The sequence below is a fragment of the Marinovum sedimenti genome, from assembly GCF_054052205.1.
In genome coordinates this window covers 81,405-96,726 of sequence record NZ_JBSWBT010000002.1, presented here as the reverse complement: position 1 = coordinate 96,726, position 15,322 = coordinate 81,405, and the positions used below count along the sequence as shown (strand labels likewise).

The following is a 15,322-nucleotide window of genomic DNA, read 5'->3' as shown; positions in this document are numbered from 1 at the left end:
TCAATGACATACATCCGAAAGGGGCATCTATGCCTAAGTTTCTGAAAGGCGCGGTTGCCGTCGCAACTGCGATAACGCTGGCCTGCACCACATTGGCCAATGCCCAAGGCACGCTGCGTGTCGGCATGACCGCCGCCGACATTCCGCTGACCACCGGCCAGACCGATCAGGGTGGCGAAGGCATGCGGTTCATGGGCTACACCGTCTATGACTCCCTGATTGAATGGGACCTGACCAGCGCCGACAAACCCTCGGTTTTGATCCCCGGTCTGGCGACCGACTGGTCGGTTGGTGAGGATCAGTTGACCTGGACCTTCACCCTGCGCGATGGCGTGACCTTCCACGATGGCTCGCCGCTGACCGCCGAAGTGGTGGTCTGGAACCTCGCCAAACTGCTCGACGACACCTCGGCGCAATATGACCCGCGCCAATCGGCGCAGGGCAAAAGCCGTATCCCGGCGGTCGACAGCTATGCGGTGGTGGACGATCTGACGCTGACGATCACCACCAAAGTGCCCGACGCGACGCTGCCTTATCAGCTGGCTTGGATCCTGATGTCCTCCAAGGCCAATTGGGAAGCCAACGACATGGACTGGGAAAAGGTCGCGATGGCACCCTCGGGCACCGGCCCGTGGAAGCTTGAAAGCTTTGTGCCGCGCGAGCGGGCCGAGCTGGTCCCCAATGCCGCGTATTGGGACGAGGCGCGCATTCCGAAACTCGATAAGATGGTGCTGATCCCGCTGCCCGAGCCGAATGCACGCGCCGCTGCGCTGATGTCCGGCCAAGTCGACTGGATCGAGGCCCCGGCGCCCGACACTATCCCGGCGATGACCGGCAACGGGTTTGTCATCTCGTCCAACGCCTATCCGCACAACTGGACCTGGCATCTGTCGCGTCTGGAAGGCTCGCCCTGGAATGACATCCGCGTGCGCAAGGCCGCGAATATGGCGATTGACCGCGAGGCGATGAAGCCGCTTCTGGGGGGCCTGATGGTGCCGGCCAAAGGCTTCCTGCCGCCGTCGTCGCAATGGTTCGGCACGCCCGATTTCGACCCGTCTTATGACCTTGACGCCGCCAAGGCGCTGATGACTGAAGCCGGTTTCGGCCCCGACAACCCTCTGCAAGTCAAGGCGCTGATCTCGCCCTCAGGCTCGGGTCAGATGCTGCCGCTGCCGATGAATGAATACGTCCAGCAGAGCCTTGCCGAGGTCTGGATCGACGTAGAATTCATGGTGGTCGAGTGGAATCAGATGATCAACCTGTGGCGCGCAGGGGCCGCCGATGACGCGGTGGACGGATCGCAGTCGATCAACTTCACCTACTTCATCCAGGACCCGTTCACCGGTCTGATCCGTCATCTTGATGAGGGTCTGATTGCGCCCAACGGCACCAACTGGGGCCACTACAAAGATCCGGAAATGCAAGAGCTGTTCAACGCGATCAAGACCACCTTTGACCCCGAAGAACAGAACGCCGTGCTGCAAAAGACGCATGAGAATTTCGTCAACGACGCGCTGTTCCTCTTTGTCACCCATGACGTTGCCCCGCGTGCCCTGAGCCCCAAGGTCGAAGGCTTTGTGCAGGCGCAGAACTGGTATCAGAACTTCTCGTCGATTTCGATCGCCGACTAAGCGCTGATCCGACACAAGACCCTCGCCGCGCTTTGTGGCGGGGGTATCCTGAACAAAAGGCCAATCCCCGTGCTCAGTTACCTCATCCGCCGCATCCTGTTGGTGTTGCCCGTTGCCTTTGGCGTCTCGGTGATCTGCTTCCTGCTGGTGCAGATTGCGCCCGGCGACCCGTTGACAGCGATCATGCCGATTGACGCCACTGCCGAGGAACAGGCCGCCATGCGCGCCGCCTATGGTTTGGACAAGCCGCTGCCGGTGCAATACGCCATCTGGATCGGCAATCTGGTGCAGGGCGACATGGGCAAATCCATCGCCTCTGGCCGCCCCGTCGCGGGCGAAGTGTTTGGCGCGGTCAAGAACTCGCTGCTGCTGGCGGCCTCGGCGGCGGTGATCGCCTTTCCCATCGGCATCTTCCTTGGCTTCCTTGCCGGGTATTTCCGCGACACCTGGATCGACCGGTCCGTGACGGCGCTGTCGATCACCGGGGTCTCGGTGCCCAATTACTGGCTCGGCATCGTGCTGGTCATCATCTTTTCCGTCAATCTCAGCTGGCTGCCCTCGATGGGCGCTGGCCCCGGCGGATCGCAAAGCTGGGCCTGGGACTGGGCGCATATTCGCCACCTGATCCTGCCCGCCGTAACGCTGGCCGTGGTGCCAATCGGCATCGTGTCGCGCACGGTGCGCGCACTGGCGGGCGACATCCTGAGCCAAGATTTCGTCGACGCGCTGTATGCCAAGGGCATGAGCCGCGCCGACGTGCTGCGCCATGTGGCGCGCAATGCCGCCGCCACCGCATTGTCGGTGATGGGGCTGCAACTGGGCTATCTGCTGGGCGGATCGATCCTGATCGAGACGGTGTTCAACTGGCCCGGCTCCGGCTTCCTGTTGTCAAACGCCATCTTCCAGCGCGATCTGCCGCTGTTGCAGGGCACCATCCTGATCCTTGCGCTGTTTTTCGTGGCGATGAACCTGATTGTTGATGTGGTGCAGGCCGCCATCGACCCCCGCATTCAAAGGACGTGACCCATGGCCTTGGCTGAGACCACCTCCATCGCCGCACCTGTGAAACCCGAGGCCTCAAAGGGCTATTGGGCCGGTGTCGGCGCACGGCTGATCCGCGATCCGCTGACCATGCTCTGCCTTGCGGTGATCGCGCTGCTGATCCTGTCGGCGCTGTTTGCGCCCTGGCTTGGGCTGGCCGATCCGTACAAAGGCTCGATGATCGCGCGGCTCAAACCCATCGGCGCGCCGGGCTATCCGCTGGGCAGTGATGAGCAGGGCCGCGACATGCTGGCCCGGCTGATTTATGGCGGGCGGCTGACGCTGTTCATCGGGTTGATGCCGGTGGTGCTGGCGTTCTTTGCCGGCTCGATCCTTGGCATCACGGCGGGCTATCTTGGCGGGCTGACCAACACCATCATCATGCGCACGGTTGATGTGTTCTTTGCCTTTCCCTCGGTCCTGCTGGCCATCGCCATTTCCGGCGCGCTCGGGGCAGGGATCGTCAATTCGCTGGTGTCGCTGACCATCGTGTTTATCCCGCCAATTACCCGCGTCGCCGAGGCGGTGACCTCGGGCGTGCGCAAGCTTGATTACATCGACGCCGCCCGCGCCACCGGGGCCAGCGCGCTGACGGTGATCCGGGTGCATGTGATCGGCAATGTGCTGTCGCCGATCTTTGTCTATGCCACCTCGCTCACCAGCGTTTGCATGATCCTGGCCGCCGGGCTGTCGTTTCTTGGCATCGGCGTGCGCCCGCCCGAACCCGAATGGGGCCTGATGCTGAACACGCTGCGCTCGGCGATCTACGTCAACCCGTGGCTGTCGGCTTTGCCCGGCGTGATGATCTTTGTCACCTCGCTTTGTCTCAATCTGCTGAGCGACGGTCTGAGGAGTGCTATGAATGTCCGTGACTGAAACCTACCATCCCACCCCCGACACCGGCGGCCCGGCACAGCCATTGATCCGCGTGACCGGATTGCAGAAATACTTCCCCGTGCGCGGCGGCATCCTGGGGCGGACCCAGGCGCAGGTGCAGGCGGTCGACGGCGTGTCGTTCGAGGTCAAAAAGGGCGAGACGCTGGGCATCGTCGGCGAGTCGGGATGTGGCAAGTCGACCACTGCCAAGCTGTTGATCGGGCTGGTGGAAAAGGACAAAGGCGAGATTGTGTTTGACGGTCATGCGCTTGGCGAGCGGCTCTCGCTCAAGGATCTGCGCCGGGGGGTGCAGATGGTGTTTCAAGACAGCTATGCCACGCTTAATCCCCGGCTGACGATCCTCGATTCCGTCGCTTTTGGCGCCAAGGTGCAGGGGCTCGAGGCACCGGAAACCCTCGCGCGCAAGATGATGGACCGGGTCGGGCTTGACCCCGACCGCTTTGCCCATCGCTATCCGCACGAGCTCTCGGGTGGGCAGCGCCAGCGGGTCAATATCGCCCGCGCGCTGGCGATGTCGCCCCGGCTTGTGGTGTTGGATGAGGCGGTGTCGGCGCTGGACAAATCGGTCGAGGCGCAGGTGCTGAACCTGCTCAGCGACCTGCGCAAAGAGTTTGGCCTGACCTATGTGTTCATCAGCCACGATCTGAACGTGGTGCGCTATATTTCCGACCGCATTCTGGTGATGTACCTTGGCGAGGTGGTCGAGGTCGCACCCGTTGACAGCATCTGGGCCGAGCAGGCGCACCCCTACACCCGCTCGCTGTTTTCGGCGATGCCCTCGATGGACCCGGACAACCGCACCACCGAACCGCCGCTGGCCGGCGACCCGCCCAACCCGATCAACCCGCCCTCGGGGTGCCGGTTTCACACCCGCTGCCGCTTTGCCAGCGAGGTTTGCAAGACAGCCACGCCCAAGCTTGCCGGACTGGCGCGCAACGCCGCACATTTCGTGGCCTGCCATCTGCATGATGCCACCTCGGGCCATCCGAAAGCCGGGCAGGGGGTGCCACAATGACCAAACTGCTAGAGATCAAAAACCTCAACGTCCGGTTTTCCGGCAAACGCACCGTGCATGCGATCAACGATGTGTCGCTGTCGATGGAGCAGGGCGAAACGCTGGCCTTGCTGGGCGAAAGCGGCTCGGGCAAGTCGGTGACGCTCAAGACCCTGCTGGGGCTTTTGCCGCCGAAGCGCAGCCAGATCGACGGGTCGATCCAAGTGAACGGCACCGATGTGATGTCGCTGCGCGGCAAGCCGCTGCAACGCTATCGCGGCGGCGAAGTGTCGATGGTATTTCAGGAACCGGCGCTGGCGCTCGACCCGGTGTATACCGTTGGCCATCAGATCGCCGAAGCGGTGATGCGCCACAAAGGCGTGGACAAGGCCAACGCGCTGTCGGTGGCGCTGGATATGCTCGACCGGGTGCGCATTCCGTCGGCCAACCGGCGGCTGCACAGCTATCCGCACGAGCTTTCGGGCGGGATGCGGCAGCGGGTGATGATCGCGCTGGCGCTGGCCTGTCGGCCCCGGCTGTTGCTGGCGGATGAGCCGACCACGGCGCTGGATGCGACTGTGCAGATCCAGATCCTTTTGCTGCTGCGCGAGTTGCAGAAAGAGTTCGGCATGGGCGTGATCTTTGTCACCCATGACATTGGCGTTGCTGTGGAAATCTCGGAACGGGTGGCAGTGATGTATGCCGGTCAAGTCGTCGAAGAAGGCACGACCCATGACATCATCCGCGACGCCCGCCATCCCTATACCCAAGGGTTGCTGGCCGCGAATTTGCATAACGTCGCGCGGGGCGAACGGCTGTCGGCCATCCCCGGCGCGCCGCCCGCATTGGAGGACCGTCCCACCGCCTGCTCCTTCGCGGCGCGCTGCCCGGTGGCGCTTTCCGATTGCAAAACGGCCCTGCCGGCGATGCATAAACCAAGCGAACGCCGCCGCGTAGCCTGCTTGCGCGCCGCCCAACCCATAGCGGCCGAGCGAGCGTAAGCGGCTCGTGGGCTGTGAGCGATACCTGAAGCGCGACTCCTATTGCTATTGAGGGTAGGGTGAACGGCCCATTTCCTCCATCATCTTTTCACGGAAGACTTCGGCAGGTGTTTTCCATCCCAGGCATTTGCGTGGCGTATTGTTGAGCTGCTTGTTGAATGTCACTGAGAACTGACCCGGTAGCCCCATAAATTGTCACTGAGAATTGACCCATGTGAACACATGGCCCTGACGTTTTTGTTCAGGGAGATTTGGAGTGATCGACATGGGATTTTTGAGTGTCATTCGACGCTGGGCATTGCGTGATAAAATGCCGATACGAGAGATTGCGCGTGACCTGCCCCCCGAGGCTCCCTCATTCATAACGAGAGTTTGCGGGTTTGGATTTCATATTCGTCGGTTTCGTTTTGGGCAAGCGCGTCGTGCGCGGAGCCCTCAAATTGCTCAAGCGCCCGACCATCGGCTGGCAGTGGTTTGCGTGCAAACCATGAGAAGCGCGCTTCTGCCGGTGTTTGGTTCCCAAGCGATGAGTGCGGCCTGACGTTGTTGTAGTCGTATCGCCAGAGTGCCAGCTTACGACGGGCGGCATCCAACGTATCGAAGATTTCCTCATTCAACAGCTCGTCGCGCAGGCTGCCATCGAAGCTTTCCATGAAGCCATTCTGCTGGGGTTTGCCGGGGTCGATGTAATGCCAATCAACGTCGTTATCACCGGCCCATTTTAGGATCGCACGACTGGTAAACTCCGTGCCGTAACACCTTCGGAATGACGCTTTTAAGAGGCTATGACAGCCTGCGCAGCCTTCATATAGCGCAGCAGGTGGTCATAGCCGTGCCTCAGGTCTCTACAGTGGTTTTGCACAAACCACACTGCAAAGGAGACCGACTATGACCGAGACAAGTATTACACAGAACGCGACCATTTTGGTTGCGATCGATATAGCAAAGGCGCGTCATGAAGTTCTGATTGCCATTCCGGGCAAGAAGCGACGCCGTAGATTGACCGTGCTCAGCCAACTGGACGACTTCAAGCGCTTGATTGCATCATTGGCCAGTTACGGACTGCCCGTCCGGGTCGCTTTCGAGGCCACCGGCAATTACCACCGTGCCATAGCTTATCATTTGGCGGCAGCAGGCTTTGAGATGAAGTTGGTCTCTTCGGTGTCATTGGCTCGTACACGTGAGGCCCTTCATAACAGCTGGGACAAGAATGATCCGAAGGATGCCCAAGTTATCCTGCACATGATGGAGATCGGGAACACCCAGTTCTACCATGACCCACTGGCGTGCGGCACCAATGACATTCAGGAACTTTCAAAGACGCATGACATCGTTTCCAAGTCCAAAACCGAACTATGGCACCGCATCCTGACACATTATCTGCCGCTATATTTCCCCGAGGCAGACCGCTTTCACCGTAGTTCACGCGGAGATTGGTTCTTTGCCTTTCTGGAACGTTATCCGTCACCCCATTTGATCTCGGCGATGGATAGGGATGCGTTCATCGCTGAGGCCTGGGATGTCGTGGGCCGTAAAGTTGCAAAAGAACGTTTACTTACAGATATCTACGAGACTGCCAAAACATCTGTTGGCTTGCCTGTCGGCCCAGACTCAGACGCGGTTAGCATGTTCCGTTTGGTTCTCGGTGAGGGGCGCGGCTTAATCGCACAACGCAATCAAATTGAACGCCGCGCCGTCGAACTGCTCCAAGATTTACCTGACTATCAGCTGCTGACATCTGTCCCAGGGATAGGCCCAATCAACGCCCTGACCATACTTGCCGAAGCTGGAGACTTGCGCCGCTTCAATCATCATCGCCAGTTCTTGAAGTTCTGCGGCATGGACCTCGCCACCATCCAATCGGGAACATTCCGCGGCCAGACCAAGCTCTCAAAATACGGCAACGCGCGTTTGCGGCGTACCCTCTGGATGGCCGGACAAGTTGCTATTCTTCAAAAGACGAACAGCTTCCGTGACAAGTTCGAGCGCTACATCGCCAAAGACCGTCACAACACCCATTTGCGCCGCAAGGCGTATACAGCAATCGCCGCGAAGATGGCCCGAACCGTTCACGGGATCATCAAAAACGGTGAACCATATCGCCCCTTCTTAGAGGGGTGATCGACAGCAGTAGGACCTTTCTCTGTAGTTGCCGTGGAGGCAAAATTCTGACCTCGTAGATAATGTTTAGGCCTTCTGCTCAACGACCGAAGATCTCGTCTTAAGGACGGTGAGAGCCGCAACAGCGTACTCTGTGTTTGTTATGGGAGAGACAGTTCGTTGACCAAAACGCCAAACTGGGCCATGCTTCAAACGTGTTGAGACATCTCGATGCGACAATAACCTGATGCCAAATCAGCCAATCATTCCGCGCATAGGACGTTATCACTGACAATGCAGGCAGGCTTTCCATAAATACGGACAAGCGCGTCAAGTTCCCGCGCGACACGAGCGCCCGAGATGCTGGTGTCAGCCATCAAACAGAGGTTCTCGCGGCAACAATCGTCGTTCACAGCCAGCATGCGGAACTTGCGTGACGCACCAAACGTATCAGACACAAAATCCAGCGACCAACGTTCACCTGGCCGCAAGGCCACCGGCATGGGCGTGCGCGACCCACGTGCGCGCTTGCGGCCCCTTCGCCGCCTGACGCCCAGCTTTTCGTCAGTATAAAGCCGATACAGCTTTTTGTGGTTCATGATCATGCCTTTGCGTTCCAACAGCACGCCGATCCGGCGATAACCGAACCGACGCCGCTTGCTGGCAATCGCTTTCATCTCTTCGCGAACTTCAGGATTGTCCGGCGGATGATCACGCCGGACAGTCTTGGGATCGACACCAACAAGCCTGCACGCCCGACGTTGCGAGATGTCATGATCCCGCATTGCCGTGCGTGCCGCAGACCGTCGCACATTCGGTGTCGTCAGTTCTTTCCCAGCAAATCCTTCAGGACAACGTTATCCAACATTGTGTCCGCCAGCAGACGCTTCAGCTTCGCGTTCTCATCCTCCAGCGACTTCAGGCGGTGGGTGTCAGACACGTTCATGCCACCATATTTGGCTTTGAACTTGTAAAACGACGCAGGGCTCAGCCCATGCCTACGACACACCTCTGCCGTCGGCATCCCAGCTTCTTGTTCTTTAATCATCCCAATAATCGTAACCGCTCCGTTGCTACCGCGGTGATTTTGCCTTGATCCGGGCGACAAGGTCGGTGTCATCGACAAAGTCGTCGAGGAAGTCGTGCCAGGTCTGGGTTGTCAGGCGTGCTTCTCTGATCATGTCAGCCAGCTCTTCGATGCCGTAATCGGTGAGGCCAGTCATGCCCTCCTCTTGCCCTGTATAGATGCGGATGATGCTGCCGTAGGTCAGATTATCATCGTTGCGGATGATTGCCTCGAGGAGGTCTTGGTCTTCGCCAAGCATTTTCGCGACGTGGGCGATTGTGCAAACATGCGTCACTGCTGCCATCAGGCTGCCTTCGATTGCGCGGTTCCAACGGGCACCCAATTCCAAGGTAGCAATTCGTCGAGACGGTTGATCTTGTGATCATGGATGCGGTCGAGAATGTTGGCCAGATAGGCCTGCGGATTGAGGCCGTTGAGCTTGGCGGTCTCAACGAGCGTCATGGCCCGGACAAGGGTTTCCGCACCGGTATCGGCCCCGGCAAAAAGCCAATTTTTGCGGCCTATGCCAATCGGTCTCAGGGCGCGTTCGGCCGGGTTGTTGTCGATTGCCACGCGGCCATCCTCAAGGAACAAGCAGAACGGCGTCTGACGGCTCAGACCATAGCGGAATGCCTTGGCGAGATCGCCTTTGCCGGGGATGCGCAGGAGCTGTTGTTCCGACCAAGCGAGGAAGGCTTCGACCTTCGGTTTGCTCAGCTTTTGGCGCGCGGCAAGGCGCAGATCGGCAGGCTGGCCTGCGATGTCGCGCTCGATATCGTAGAACGCCCCAATCCGGTCGAGCGCTTCACGGGCGATCTCGGATTTGGTGGATGCCCAGACGTCATGGAAGTCGCGTCGCAGGTGCGCCCAACAGGCGGCCTCGCGGAAGCGCGTGGTTCCGTCCGGTTCTGGGTCATAAAGCTTGGCATACCCCTTATAACCGTCAGCCTGCAGGATGCCGCAGCCTTCCGAGAGGTGCCGCAAAACATGCTCTTCTTTCCAGTCCGGGGCGAAGTAATAGATCGCCCCCGGTGGCGCTGAACCCGCCCATGGGCGCTGATCACGAACATAGGCCCATATCCGGCCCCTTTTTACGCCCTTGCCGAGGCCCTTGTCGCGCAAGGACCGGTCCAGCACACGGATTGGCGTGTCGTCCGCATGCAGCAGATCACTGCCCATAATATCAGCCTCGATCCGCTCGATAAGCGGCTGGAGGGTTTTCATGGCACGTCCACACCAGCTGACAAGCGTGCTTTCGGGAATATCTGCGCCCATGCGGGCAAAGATCTCGTGCTGGCGATACAAAGGAAGATGATCGTCAAACTTTGAGACCAGAATATGGGCCAGCAGGTTCGGACCCGCCATGCTGCCGGGGATCGGGCGGCTTGGAGCGGGCTCCTGCACCATCTTCTCGCAGCGACGACAGGACTTTTTGATGCGGGCAATCTGGATCACCTTCATCTGGGCTGCGATCATATCAAGCAGTTCGCTGACATCCTCGCCCACTACACGTAAATCACCACCGCAATCAGGGCAGCAAGTGCCAGGATCGAGTTCACGACGCTCGCGCGGCGTTGCGTCAGAGACGCGCGGACGACGGCGGAGCTTCGGAACTGCCGTCTCATCGGGTGCTGGCTCATTCTGACCTTCATCGATGAGGTCATCATCCCCTTCGGCGACAGCGACCAACAGGTCTTCCAGCGCCAGTTCCAATTGTTCGATCTCGCGCTCGATCTTTTCCGACGTTTTGCCAAAGGCCAGTTTCTGCAGCTTGGCGATCCGCAAACGCAGTGCCTGAACAAGTTGGTCATGGACACGCAACGTGGCCGATATCTTGGCATTCTCTGCCTGCAAAGCAGCGATCATTGCCTTCAGAACAGCGGGATCATCAGGAAGATTTACAACATGGTTTGACATGCGTCCAACTACCATGGCGCAAGTGGAAGCGCCATAAAAACAAGGCTAATCAGGCGGATAATTCACCCAACTCGAGCCGGTGGTGCGCCCCAGTTCGGGCGACGCCAATCTATCCCTTCCCACAACATTGCCAACTGCGCCGAGGTCAGCCGCGCCGCGCCCTCTGTCGCTGCGGGCCAGGGAAATCGACCGCGTTCGAGCACTTTGTAATAGAGGCAGAACCCCTGACCGTCCCAATAGAGAAGCTTCAGCCGGTCGCCCCTGCGCCCCCGGAAGGCAAAAACCGCACCGCCTGTCGGCTTCTGGCGCAAGACATCTTGGACCAGAGCTGCCAGACCGGCGATGCCCTTCCTCATGTCCGTGACGCCGCAGGCCAGATACACCCGAACGCCGGTCCCCGGGCCGATCATGCCGCCTCCACCGCTCGGATCAGCAGCGTCAGCAACGCCGCGTCCATGTTGCTGTCAAAGCGCAGGCAGCGCCCGCTGCGTAGACGCAATTCGACCGGCTTGGGCTCTGCTCCGGGGGACGCTTCGGAGATGGCGGGAACGCGGTGCGCGGGTGGAATATCGACAGCAAGGAACAGCACGCCGCTCTCCGGCGGCAAAAGCCCTTTCTTCTTCAGATCATGGCGCCAGGCATAAATTTGTTGCCGTGTCACATCATGGCGCTGCGCAACTTGCGTCACTGTCGCATTATCGATCCCGACCGACATGACGATCCCGAGCTTCTCTTCATCGCTCCACCGCCGCCGCCGCTCAAGTCCAAGAATTTCACCCCGCATCAACACCCCCGCATAAGACACGTCGCAAACGACGTCGTTATGCACGTGTCTTAGCCCATCACGCCAAAATCAGGCAGGCGGTAGCAACGGAGCGGTTACCAATAATCTGGGCTTCAGTAAAACGACTCTGTCGCATGTGTTTGCTCCTTCGAAGGTTGAGCAAACTCTACATTAAAGTGAGGGACGTTTCGGGGGGCAGGTCACGCGGCGCGCGGGTTTGTCTCGCAACACTATCCGGAAGTACCTGCGTGAAGGCGCGGCCGAACCGACGTTCAAGACACCGTCGAGGCCAAGCAAGCTGGATCCTTACGCGGATCGGTTGTCGGCATGGCTTTTGGCGCAGACCCGTAAATCTCGGAAAGAGCGGCGCAACGTTAAGCTGATGTATGAAGATCTGGTTAAGCTCGGGTACGATGGATCCTATGAGCGCGTTGCCGCTTTTGCGCGTGCATGGCGGGCTGATCGGCATCGCGCAGAACAAGCGACCGGGCGCGGGACATTTGTGCCTTTGATGTTCCAACCGGGTGAGGCGTTCCAGTTCGACTGGAGCGAAGACTGGGCCACGATCGGCGGCGAACGCGTCAAGTTGCAAGTGGCACACACCAAGCTCTCACACAGCCGCGCCTTTATTGTTCGGGCCTATCCTTTACAGACACATGAGATGCTGTTCGATGCCCACTGGCATGCATTCCGCGTGTTCGGCGGCGTTCCGGGACGAGGCATCTATGACAATATGAAGACGGCCGTAGATCGTGTCGGTCGCGGGAAACAGCGCGACATCAATGCGCGCTTCAAAGCGATGGCCAGCCATTACGTCTTTGAACCTGAGTTCTGCAATCCGGCGGCGGGCTGGGAACGCGCTTTTGTTCGCCATTGGTTCAAGAACAATGGCGCGTGGCCAAGTCGAGAAGAACGTCCGCGATGCCCGGAACCGGCTGTGGCAGGTCATGCCTGTCTTCAAGGATCTGGAGGAACTGAACCAGTGGCTTGAAGACCGTTGTATAGCCCTTTGGTCCGAGACCGCGCATCGCGCGTTACCGGGCACCGTCGCTGATGCTTGGGCCGCAGAGAAGCCAACGTTGATGACTCTGCCGCCAGCCTTCGATGGCTTTGTTGAGCACAGCAAGCGCGTGTCTCCGACCTGTTTGATCACCTTCGAGCGCAACCGCTACAGCGTCCCAGCCAGTTTTGCGAACCGGCGCGTGAGCCTGCATGTTTATCCAGAACAGCTTGTCCTTGTTGCAGAGGGTCAGACTGTTTGCACCCATGACCGGATTATCGATCGTTCTCATCGTAAGCCAGGCAAGGTCATCTACGACTGGCGCCATTATCTGGCGGTCATCCAACGCAAGCCGGGAGCACTCCGCAATGGTGCGCCGTTTACAGAGATGCCGGACATCTTCTGTCGATTGCAAAACCACATGCTGCGTAAGGAAGGTGGAGATCGCGAGATGGTCGATATCCTGTCCTTAGTTTTGCACCATGATGAGAGCGCAGTTTTGCGAGCAGTTGAACTGGCACTGGAAGCCAGGGGTGCCAACCAAGACGCATATCTTGAACCTGCTGCACAGGCTGATTGACCCAAAGCAGACAGATCACCCAGAGATCGATCCACCAGATGCCCTCGCTTTAGAAACGGCCCCAAAAGCAAATGTGGATCGCTACGACGACCTCAGACAGGCAGGAGGAAAGCGCAATGCGTCATGATCCTGCAGGAGCCTCCATCGTCATCATGCTGCGCAGTCTCAAGCTGCGTCTCGCCAAAGGCGAGCATCTATATTGGCGCACCTTTGGTGCGACATGGCGCACGCGGTCGATGACTTGGTTGCACAAGGTGCGCCCGCGTTTGAAGCCGCCACACCTATGTTGTCCCAACTGCTCAAGGCGGAAATGGCCGAACGGGAAGTGCGATCAATTGCCTATCATACCAAAGTTGCGCGCTTCCCATCCTACAAGGACCTCGCAGGCTTTGACTTCGCATCGAGCGACATCAACGAAGCCACGGTCCGACAGCTCCATCGCGGCGCGTTCATAGAGAACGCGGAAAACGTCGTTCTGATTGGTGGACCTGGCACTGGCAAAAGCCATGTCGCCACCGCAATCGGCGTCCAAGCAATTGAGCACCACAGACGCAAGGTGCGCTTCTACTCCACCGTCGAACTCGTCAACGCGTTGGAGCAAGAAAAGGCCCTCGGAAAGGCCGGGAAAATGGCTGAGATGCTCACCAAGATCGATTTGGTCATCCTCGACGAGCTTGGCTACCTGCCGTTCAGTCCGTCCGGCGGCGCGCTCCTCTTCCACCTTCTGAGCAAACTCTACGAGCGCACCAGCGTCGTCATCACGACCAACCTCAGCTTCAGTGAGTGGGCGCAGGTCTTTGGTGACGCAAAGATGACAACAGCGCTCCTCGATCGCCTCACGCACCGCTGCCACATCCTCGAAACAGGCAACGATAGCTACCGCTTCAAAGCCAGTTCAGAGGCAGCAAAGAAAACCACAAAGGAGACGCCAACATTGACCAAAACCTAACTGCTGATAAACAATAAAGGCGGGTCAAATCTCGGTGACAATACCGGGTCAGTTCTCAATGACATTCAACAAAAAGTGTGTCCTGCATAATCGACAAACAGCCGTTCACCCGCAGGGTGCCGCTGGCGCATCACTGGCGACAAGCGCCCCTCCCAGCGGGTGTAGAGTTCACAGTAACGGTATAACCGTAACCGTCGGGATAAACGCCGCGATACTCTTCCCAAAGCAGTGCCAGCGTCACACCCTTGCGGCGCAGTTCAGCGTGAACATACGCCCAATCAGGTTGAGGGATTGCCCGCGTCGAAGCGCCCGGCTTATGCGGAAACAGCCGCTGCTCAAGGACAACATCCGACAGATCATCGGGCAAAGGCCAGCCCAAACCGGCCACATCTGCGCGCCGGAAATACTCCGACACCGTCGCACGACCCAGCGACAGGCACTGCGCCACTTGACGCCCTGAAAATCCATCTACTCGAAGCCGCAGGGCTTCCCGTATCTTGCGCATCGACAATCTCTGCATCGTGCCACCTCCCATTCAACATGAACGGCAAGATAGCCAGTTAAAGACTGCCTCAAAACAGACGCCAAAATCCCAAATCAGGGGTGGCCGGATGCCCCGGTTTGAGTGACCGGGTTAAATCGGTACGGGTGGCCGGATGCTATCGGTATAGGTGGCCGGATCACCCCAGAATGCGCACACGCCGTCACGAACTTTCGACGGGGCGGTAGAAAGTGACTGTCCGAGCGTTGGTGGTGCCCATTCTCGCACTTTTCGATAACGCAATTACCCTTTGCTTTCATGCCAGCGCCGAGGATCAGTCCGACGGGCTTGGCTTTATGCCTGAACTGCCGCACATCTGCGGATATTCAGGCCGAGGGCGCGCAGATTGGCCGTGTATCGCATGGCTGGCATGCCCCGAATTCGCAAATGCGCAAGGTTCATCTGATATTTCAGGCGTGACATCGTCGCTTCGATGCCAGCGCGCCAACGATAGATTTCTCGGAATGCGCAGCTGCTTTCGTAAAGTCGTCGTTTCTGGTTTTCGGCCCGTGTTGGCGTGTATTGAAAGCGAGCGAATTGCCCCTCGTGTTTCTCAGCCTGCACAGGACAGCGTGCCCTGTCGGGGCATTCTCTGCATGTGGCAAGATCGAAACGCGCCTGTGCAAATCCTTCGACGGGCGACCCAACCGATCATCAAAATGGGGCAACAATTCATCGATCGGAAGATCATCAAGAAGGTGGTCTCGGAACACCCCCGCCCAAGAACGATCCAGCAGCCGTCGACGCTTCTCGCCCATTTCAGACCAGCGATCAAACAAATCACTCGTCCTTCTATCGCGTAAAGTAAACATGCTAAAATA

The 15,322-nt window shown here is 58.8% G+C and carries 11 protein-coding genes and 6 pseudogenes; 9 read left to right on the top strand and 8 right to left on the bottom strand.

All coding sequences use genetic code 11. From position 1 onward, the window contains the following. Positions 1-29 precede the first annotated feature (29 nt). From ACW9UO_RS17820 to ACW9UO_RS17800, 5 genes are all read left to right on the top strand, one after another. The gene (locus ACW9UO_RS17820; RefSeq protein ID WP_457088867.1) at positions 30-1,631 is read left to right on the top strand and encodes an ABC transporter substrate-binding protein; all 1,602 of its coding nucleotides are present in this window, start codon (positions 30-32) and stop codon (positions 1,629-1,631) included. Positions 1,632-1,700: 69 nt separating this feature from the next. After that, complete coding sequence (locus ACW9UO_RS17815; protein ID WP_457088866.1) at positions 1,701-2,654, top strand: ABC transporter permease; 954 nt, start codon at positions 1,701-1,703, stop codon at positions 2,652-2,654. Positions 2,655-2,657: 3 nt separating this feature from the next. Then, positions 2,658-3,548 (top strand): ABC transporter permease, encoded by an 891-nt coding sequence (locus ACW9UO_RS17810; protein ID WP_457088865.1) that lies wholly within the window; start codon positions 2,658-2,660, stop codon positions 3,546-3,548. Then, positions 3,535-4,584 (top strand): ABC transporter ATP-binding protein, encoded by a 1,050-nt coding sequence (locus ACW9UO_RS17805; protein WP_457088864.1) that lies wholly within the window; start codon positions 3,535-3,537, stop codon positions 4,582-4,584. The genes ACW9UO_RS17810 and ACW9UO_RS17805 overlap by 14 nt, the downstream gene beginning before the upstream one ends. Next, a complete protein-coding gene (locus ACW9UO_RS17800) occupies positions 4,581-5,564 on the top strand; it encodes an ABC transporter ATP-binding protein (RefSeq protein ID WP_457088863.1) in 984 nt (327 codons plus the stop codon). The genes ACW9UO_RS17805 and ACW9UO_RS17800 overlap by 4 nt, the downstream gene beginning before the upstream one ends. A gap of 45 nt (positions 5,565-5,609) precedes the next feature. Here the strand turns inward: ACW9UO_RS17800 and ACW9UO_RS17795 are convergent. Together ACW9UO_RS17795 and ACW9UO_RS17790 are read right to left on the bottom strand one after the other, a co-directional pair. Then, positions 5,610-5,714: pseudogene (locus tag ACW9UO_RS17795) on the bottom strand (integrase); the annotation flags it as partial. 209 nt (positions 5,715-5,923) lie between these two features. Next, a pseudogene (locus tag ACW9UO_RS17790) lies at positions 5,924-6,316 on the bottom strand (integrase core domain-containing protein); the annotation flags it as partial. 136 nt (positions 6,317-6,452) lie between these two features. On the opposite strand from ACW9UO_RS17790, the pseudogene ACW9UO_RS17785 reads away from it, so the two are divergent. Next, positions 6,453-7,744, top strand: a pseudogene (locus ACW9UO_RS17785) (IS110 family RNA-guided transposase). A 201-nt stretch (positions 7,745-7,945) separates the two neighbouring features. Here the strand turns inward: ACW9UO_RS17785 and ACW9UO_RS17780 are convergent. The 5 genes and pseudogenes from ACW9UO_RS17780 to tnpA form a co-directional block, all read right to left on the bottom strand. Further along, positions 7,946-8,712 (bottom strand): annotated as a pseudogene (locus ACW9UO_RS17780) (transposase); the annotation flags it as partial. Between the two features lie 25 nt (positions 8,713-8,737). Further along, positions 8,738-9,034, bottom strand: coding sequence for a hypothetical protein (locus ACW9UO_RS17775; RefSeq protein WP_457085819.1), 297 nt, complete (start codon positions 9,032-9,034; stop codon positions 8,738-8,740). Next, positions 9,034-10,647: an IS66 family transposase gene (gene tnpC, locus ACW9UO_RS17770; RefSeq protein WP_457087087.1), complete on the bottom strand. Its 1,614-nt coding sequence runs from the start codon at positions 10,645-10,647 to the stop codon at positions 9,034-9,036. The genes ACW9UO_RS17775 and tnpC overlap by 1 nt, the downstream gene beginning before the upstream one ends. Before the next feature lie 62 nt (positions 10,648-10,709). After that, entirely contained in the window at positions 10,710-11,057 is a 348-nt protein-coding gene (tnpB, locus tag ACW9UO_RS17765; protein ID WP_457085817.1) for an IS66 family insertion sequence element accessory protein TnpB, read from the bottom strand. Beyond that, positions 11,054-11,431, bottom strand: a complete 378-nt coding sequence (tnpA, locus tag ACW9UO_RS17760; RefSeq protein ID WP_457085816.1) for an IS66-like element accessory protein TnpA — start codon at positions 11,429-11,431, stop codon at positions 11,054-11,056. Before tnpA ends, tnpB begins: the two co-directional genes overlap by 4 nt. A 196-nt stretch (positions 11,432-11,627) precedes the next feature. Here tnpA and istA point away from each other — a divergent pair. Both istA and istB read left to right on the top strand, forming a co-directional pair. Continuing rightward, positions 11,628-13,138: pseudogene (gene istA, locus ACW9UO_RS17755) on the top strand (IS21 family transposase); the annotation flags it as partial. 93 nt (positions 13,139-13,231) lie between these two features. After that, complete coding sequence (gene istB / locus ACW9UO_RS17750) at positions 13,232-13,960, top strand: IS21-like element helper ATPase IstB (RefSeq protein WP_457088862.1); 729 nt, start codon at positions 13,232-13,234, stop codon at positions 13,958-13,960. 74 nt (positions 13,961-14,034) lie between these two features. Here istB and ACW9UO_RS17745 read toward each other — a convergent pair. After that, positions 14,035-14,480, bottom strand: a pseudogene (locus ACW9UO_RS17745) (IS21 family transposase); the annotation flags it as partial. A gap of 233 nt (positions 14,481-14,713) precedes the next feature. Between ACW9UO_RS17745 and ACW9UO_RS17740 the strand changes: the two are divergent. Continuing rightward, the gene (locus ACW9UO_RS17740; RefSeq protein ID WP_457088861.1) at positions 14,714-15,304 is read left to right on the top strand and encodes a hypothetical protein; all 591 of its coding nucleotides are present in this window, start codon (positions 14,714-14,716) and stop codon (positions 15,302-15,304) included. Positions 15,305-15,322 lie beyond the last annotated feature (18 nt).

Excerpts from the sequence above, each read along its gene's own strand:
- ACW9UO_RS17820 (WP_457088867.1), top strand. The coding sequence starts at position 30 with ATGCCTAAGTTTCTGAAAGGCGCGGTTGCCGTCGCAACTGCGATAACG.
- ACW9UO_RS17810 (WP_457088865.1), top strand. The coding sequence starts at position 2,658 with ATGGCCTTGGCTGAGACCACCTCCATCGCCGCACCTGTGAAACCCGAG.
- ACW9UO_RS17805 (WP_457088864.1), top strand. The coding sequence starts at position 3,535 with ATGTCCGTGACTGAAACCTACCATCCCACCCCCGACACCGGCGGCCCG.
- ACW9UO_RS17800 (WP_457088863.1), top strand. The coding sequence starts at position 4,581 with ATGACCAAACTGCTAGAGATCAAAAACCTCAACGTCCGGTTTTCCGGC.
- ACW9UO_RS17775 (WP_457085819.1), bottom strand. The coding sequence starts at position 9,034 with ATGGCAGCAGTGACGCATGTTTGCACAATCGCCCACGTCGCGAAAATG.
- tnpC (WP_457087087.1), bottom strand. The coding sequence starts at position 10,647 with ATGTCAAACCATGTTGTAAATCTTCCTGATGATCCCGCTGTTCTGAAG.
- tnpB (WP_457085817.1), bottom strand. The coding sequence starts at position 11,057 with ATGATCGGCCCGGGGACCGGCGTTCGGGTGTATCTGGCCTGCGGCGTC.
- tnpA (WP_457085816.1), bottom strand. The coding sequence starts at position 11,431 with ATGCGGGGTGAAATTCTTGGACTTGAGCGGCGGCGGCGGTGGAGCGAT.
- istB (WP_457088862.1), top strand. The coding sequence starts at position 13,232 with ATGGCGCACGCGGTCGATGACTTGGTTGCACAAGGTGCGCCCGCGTTT.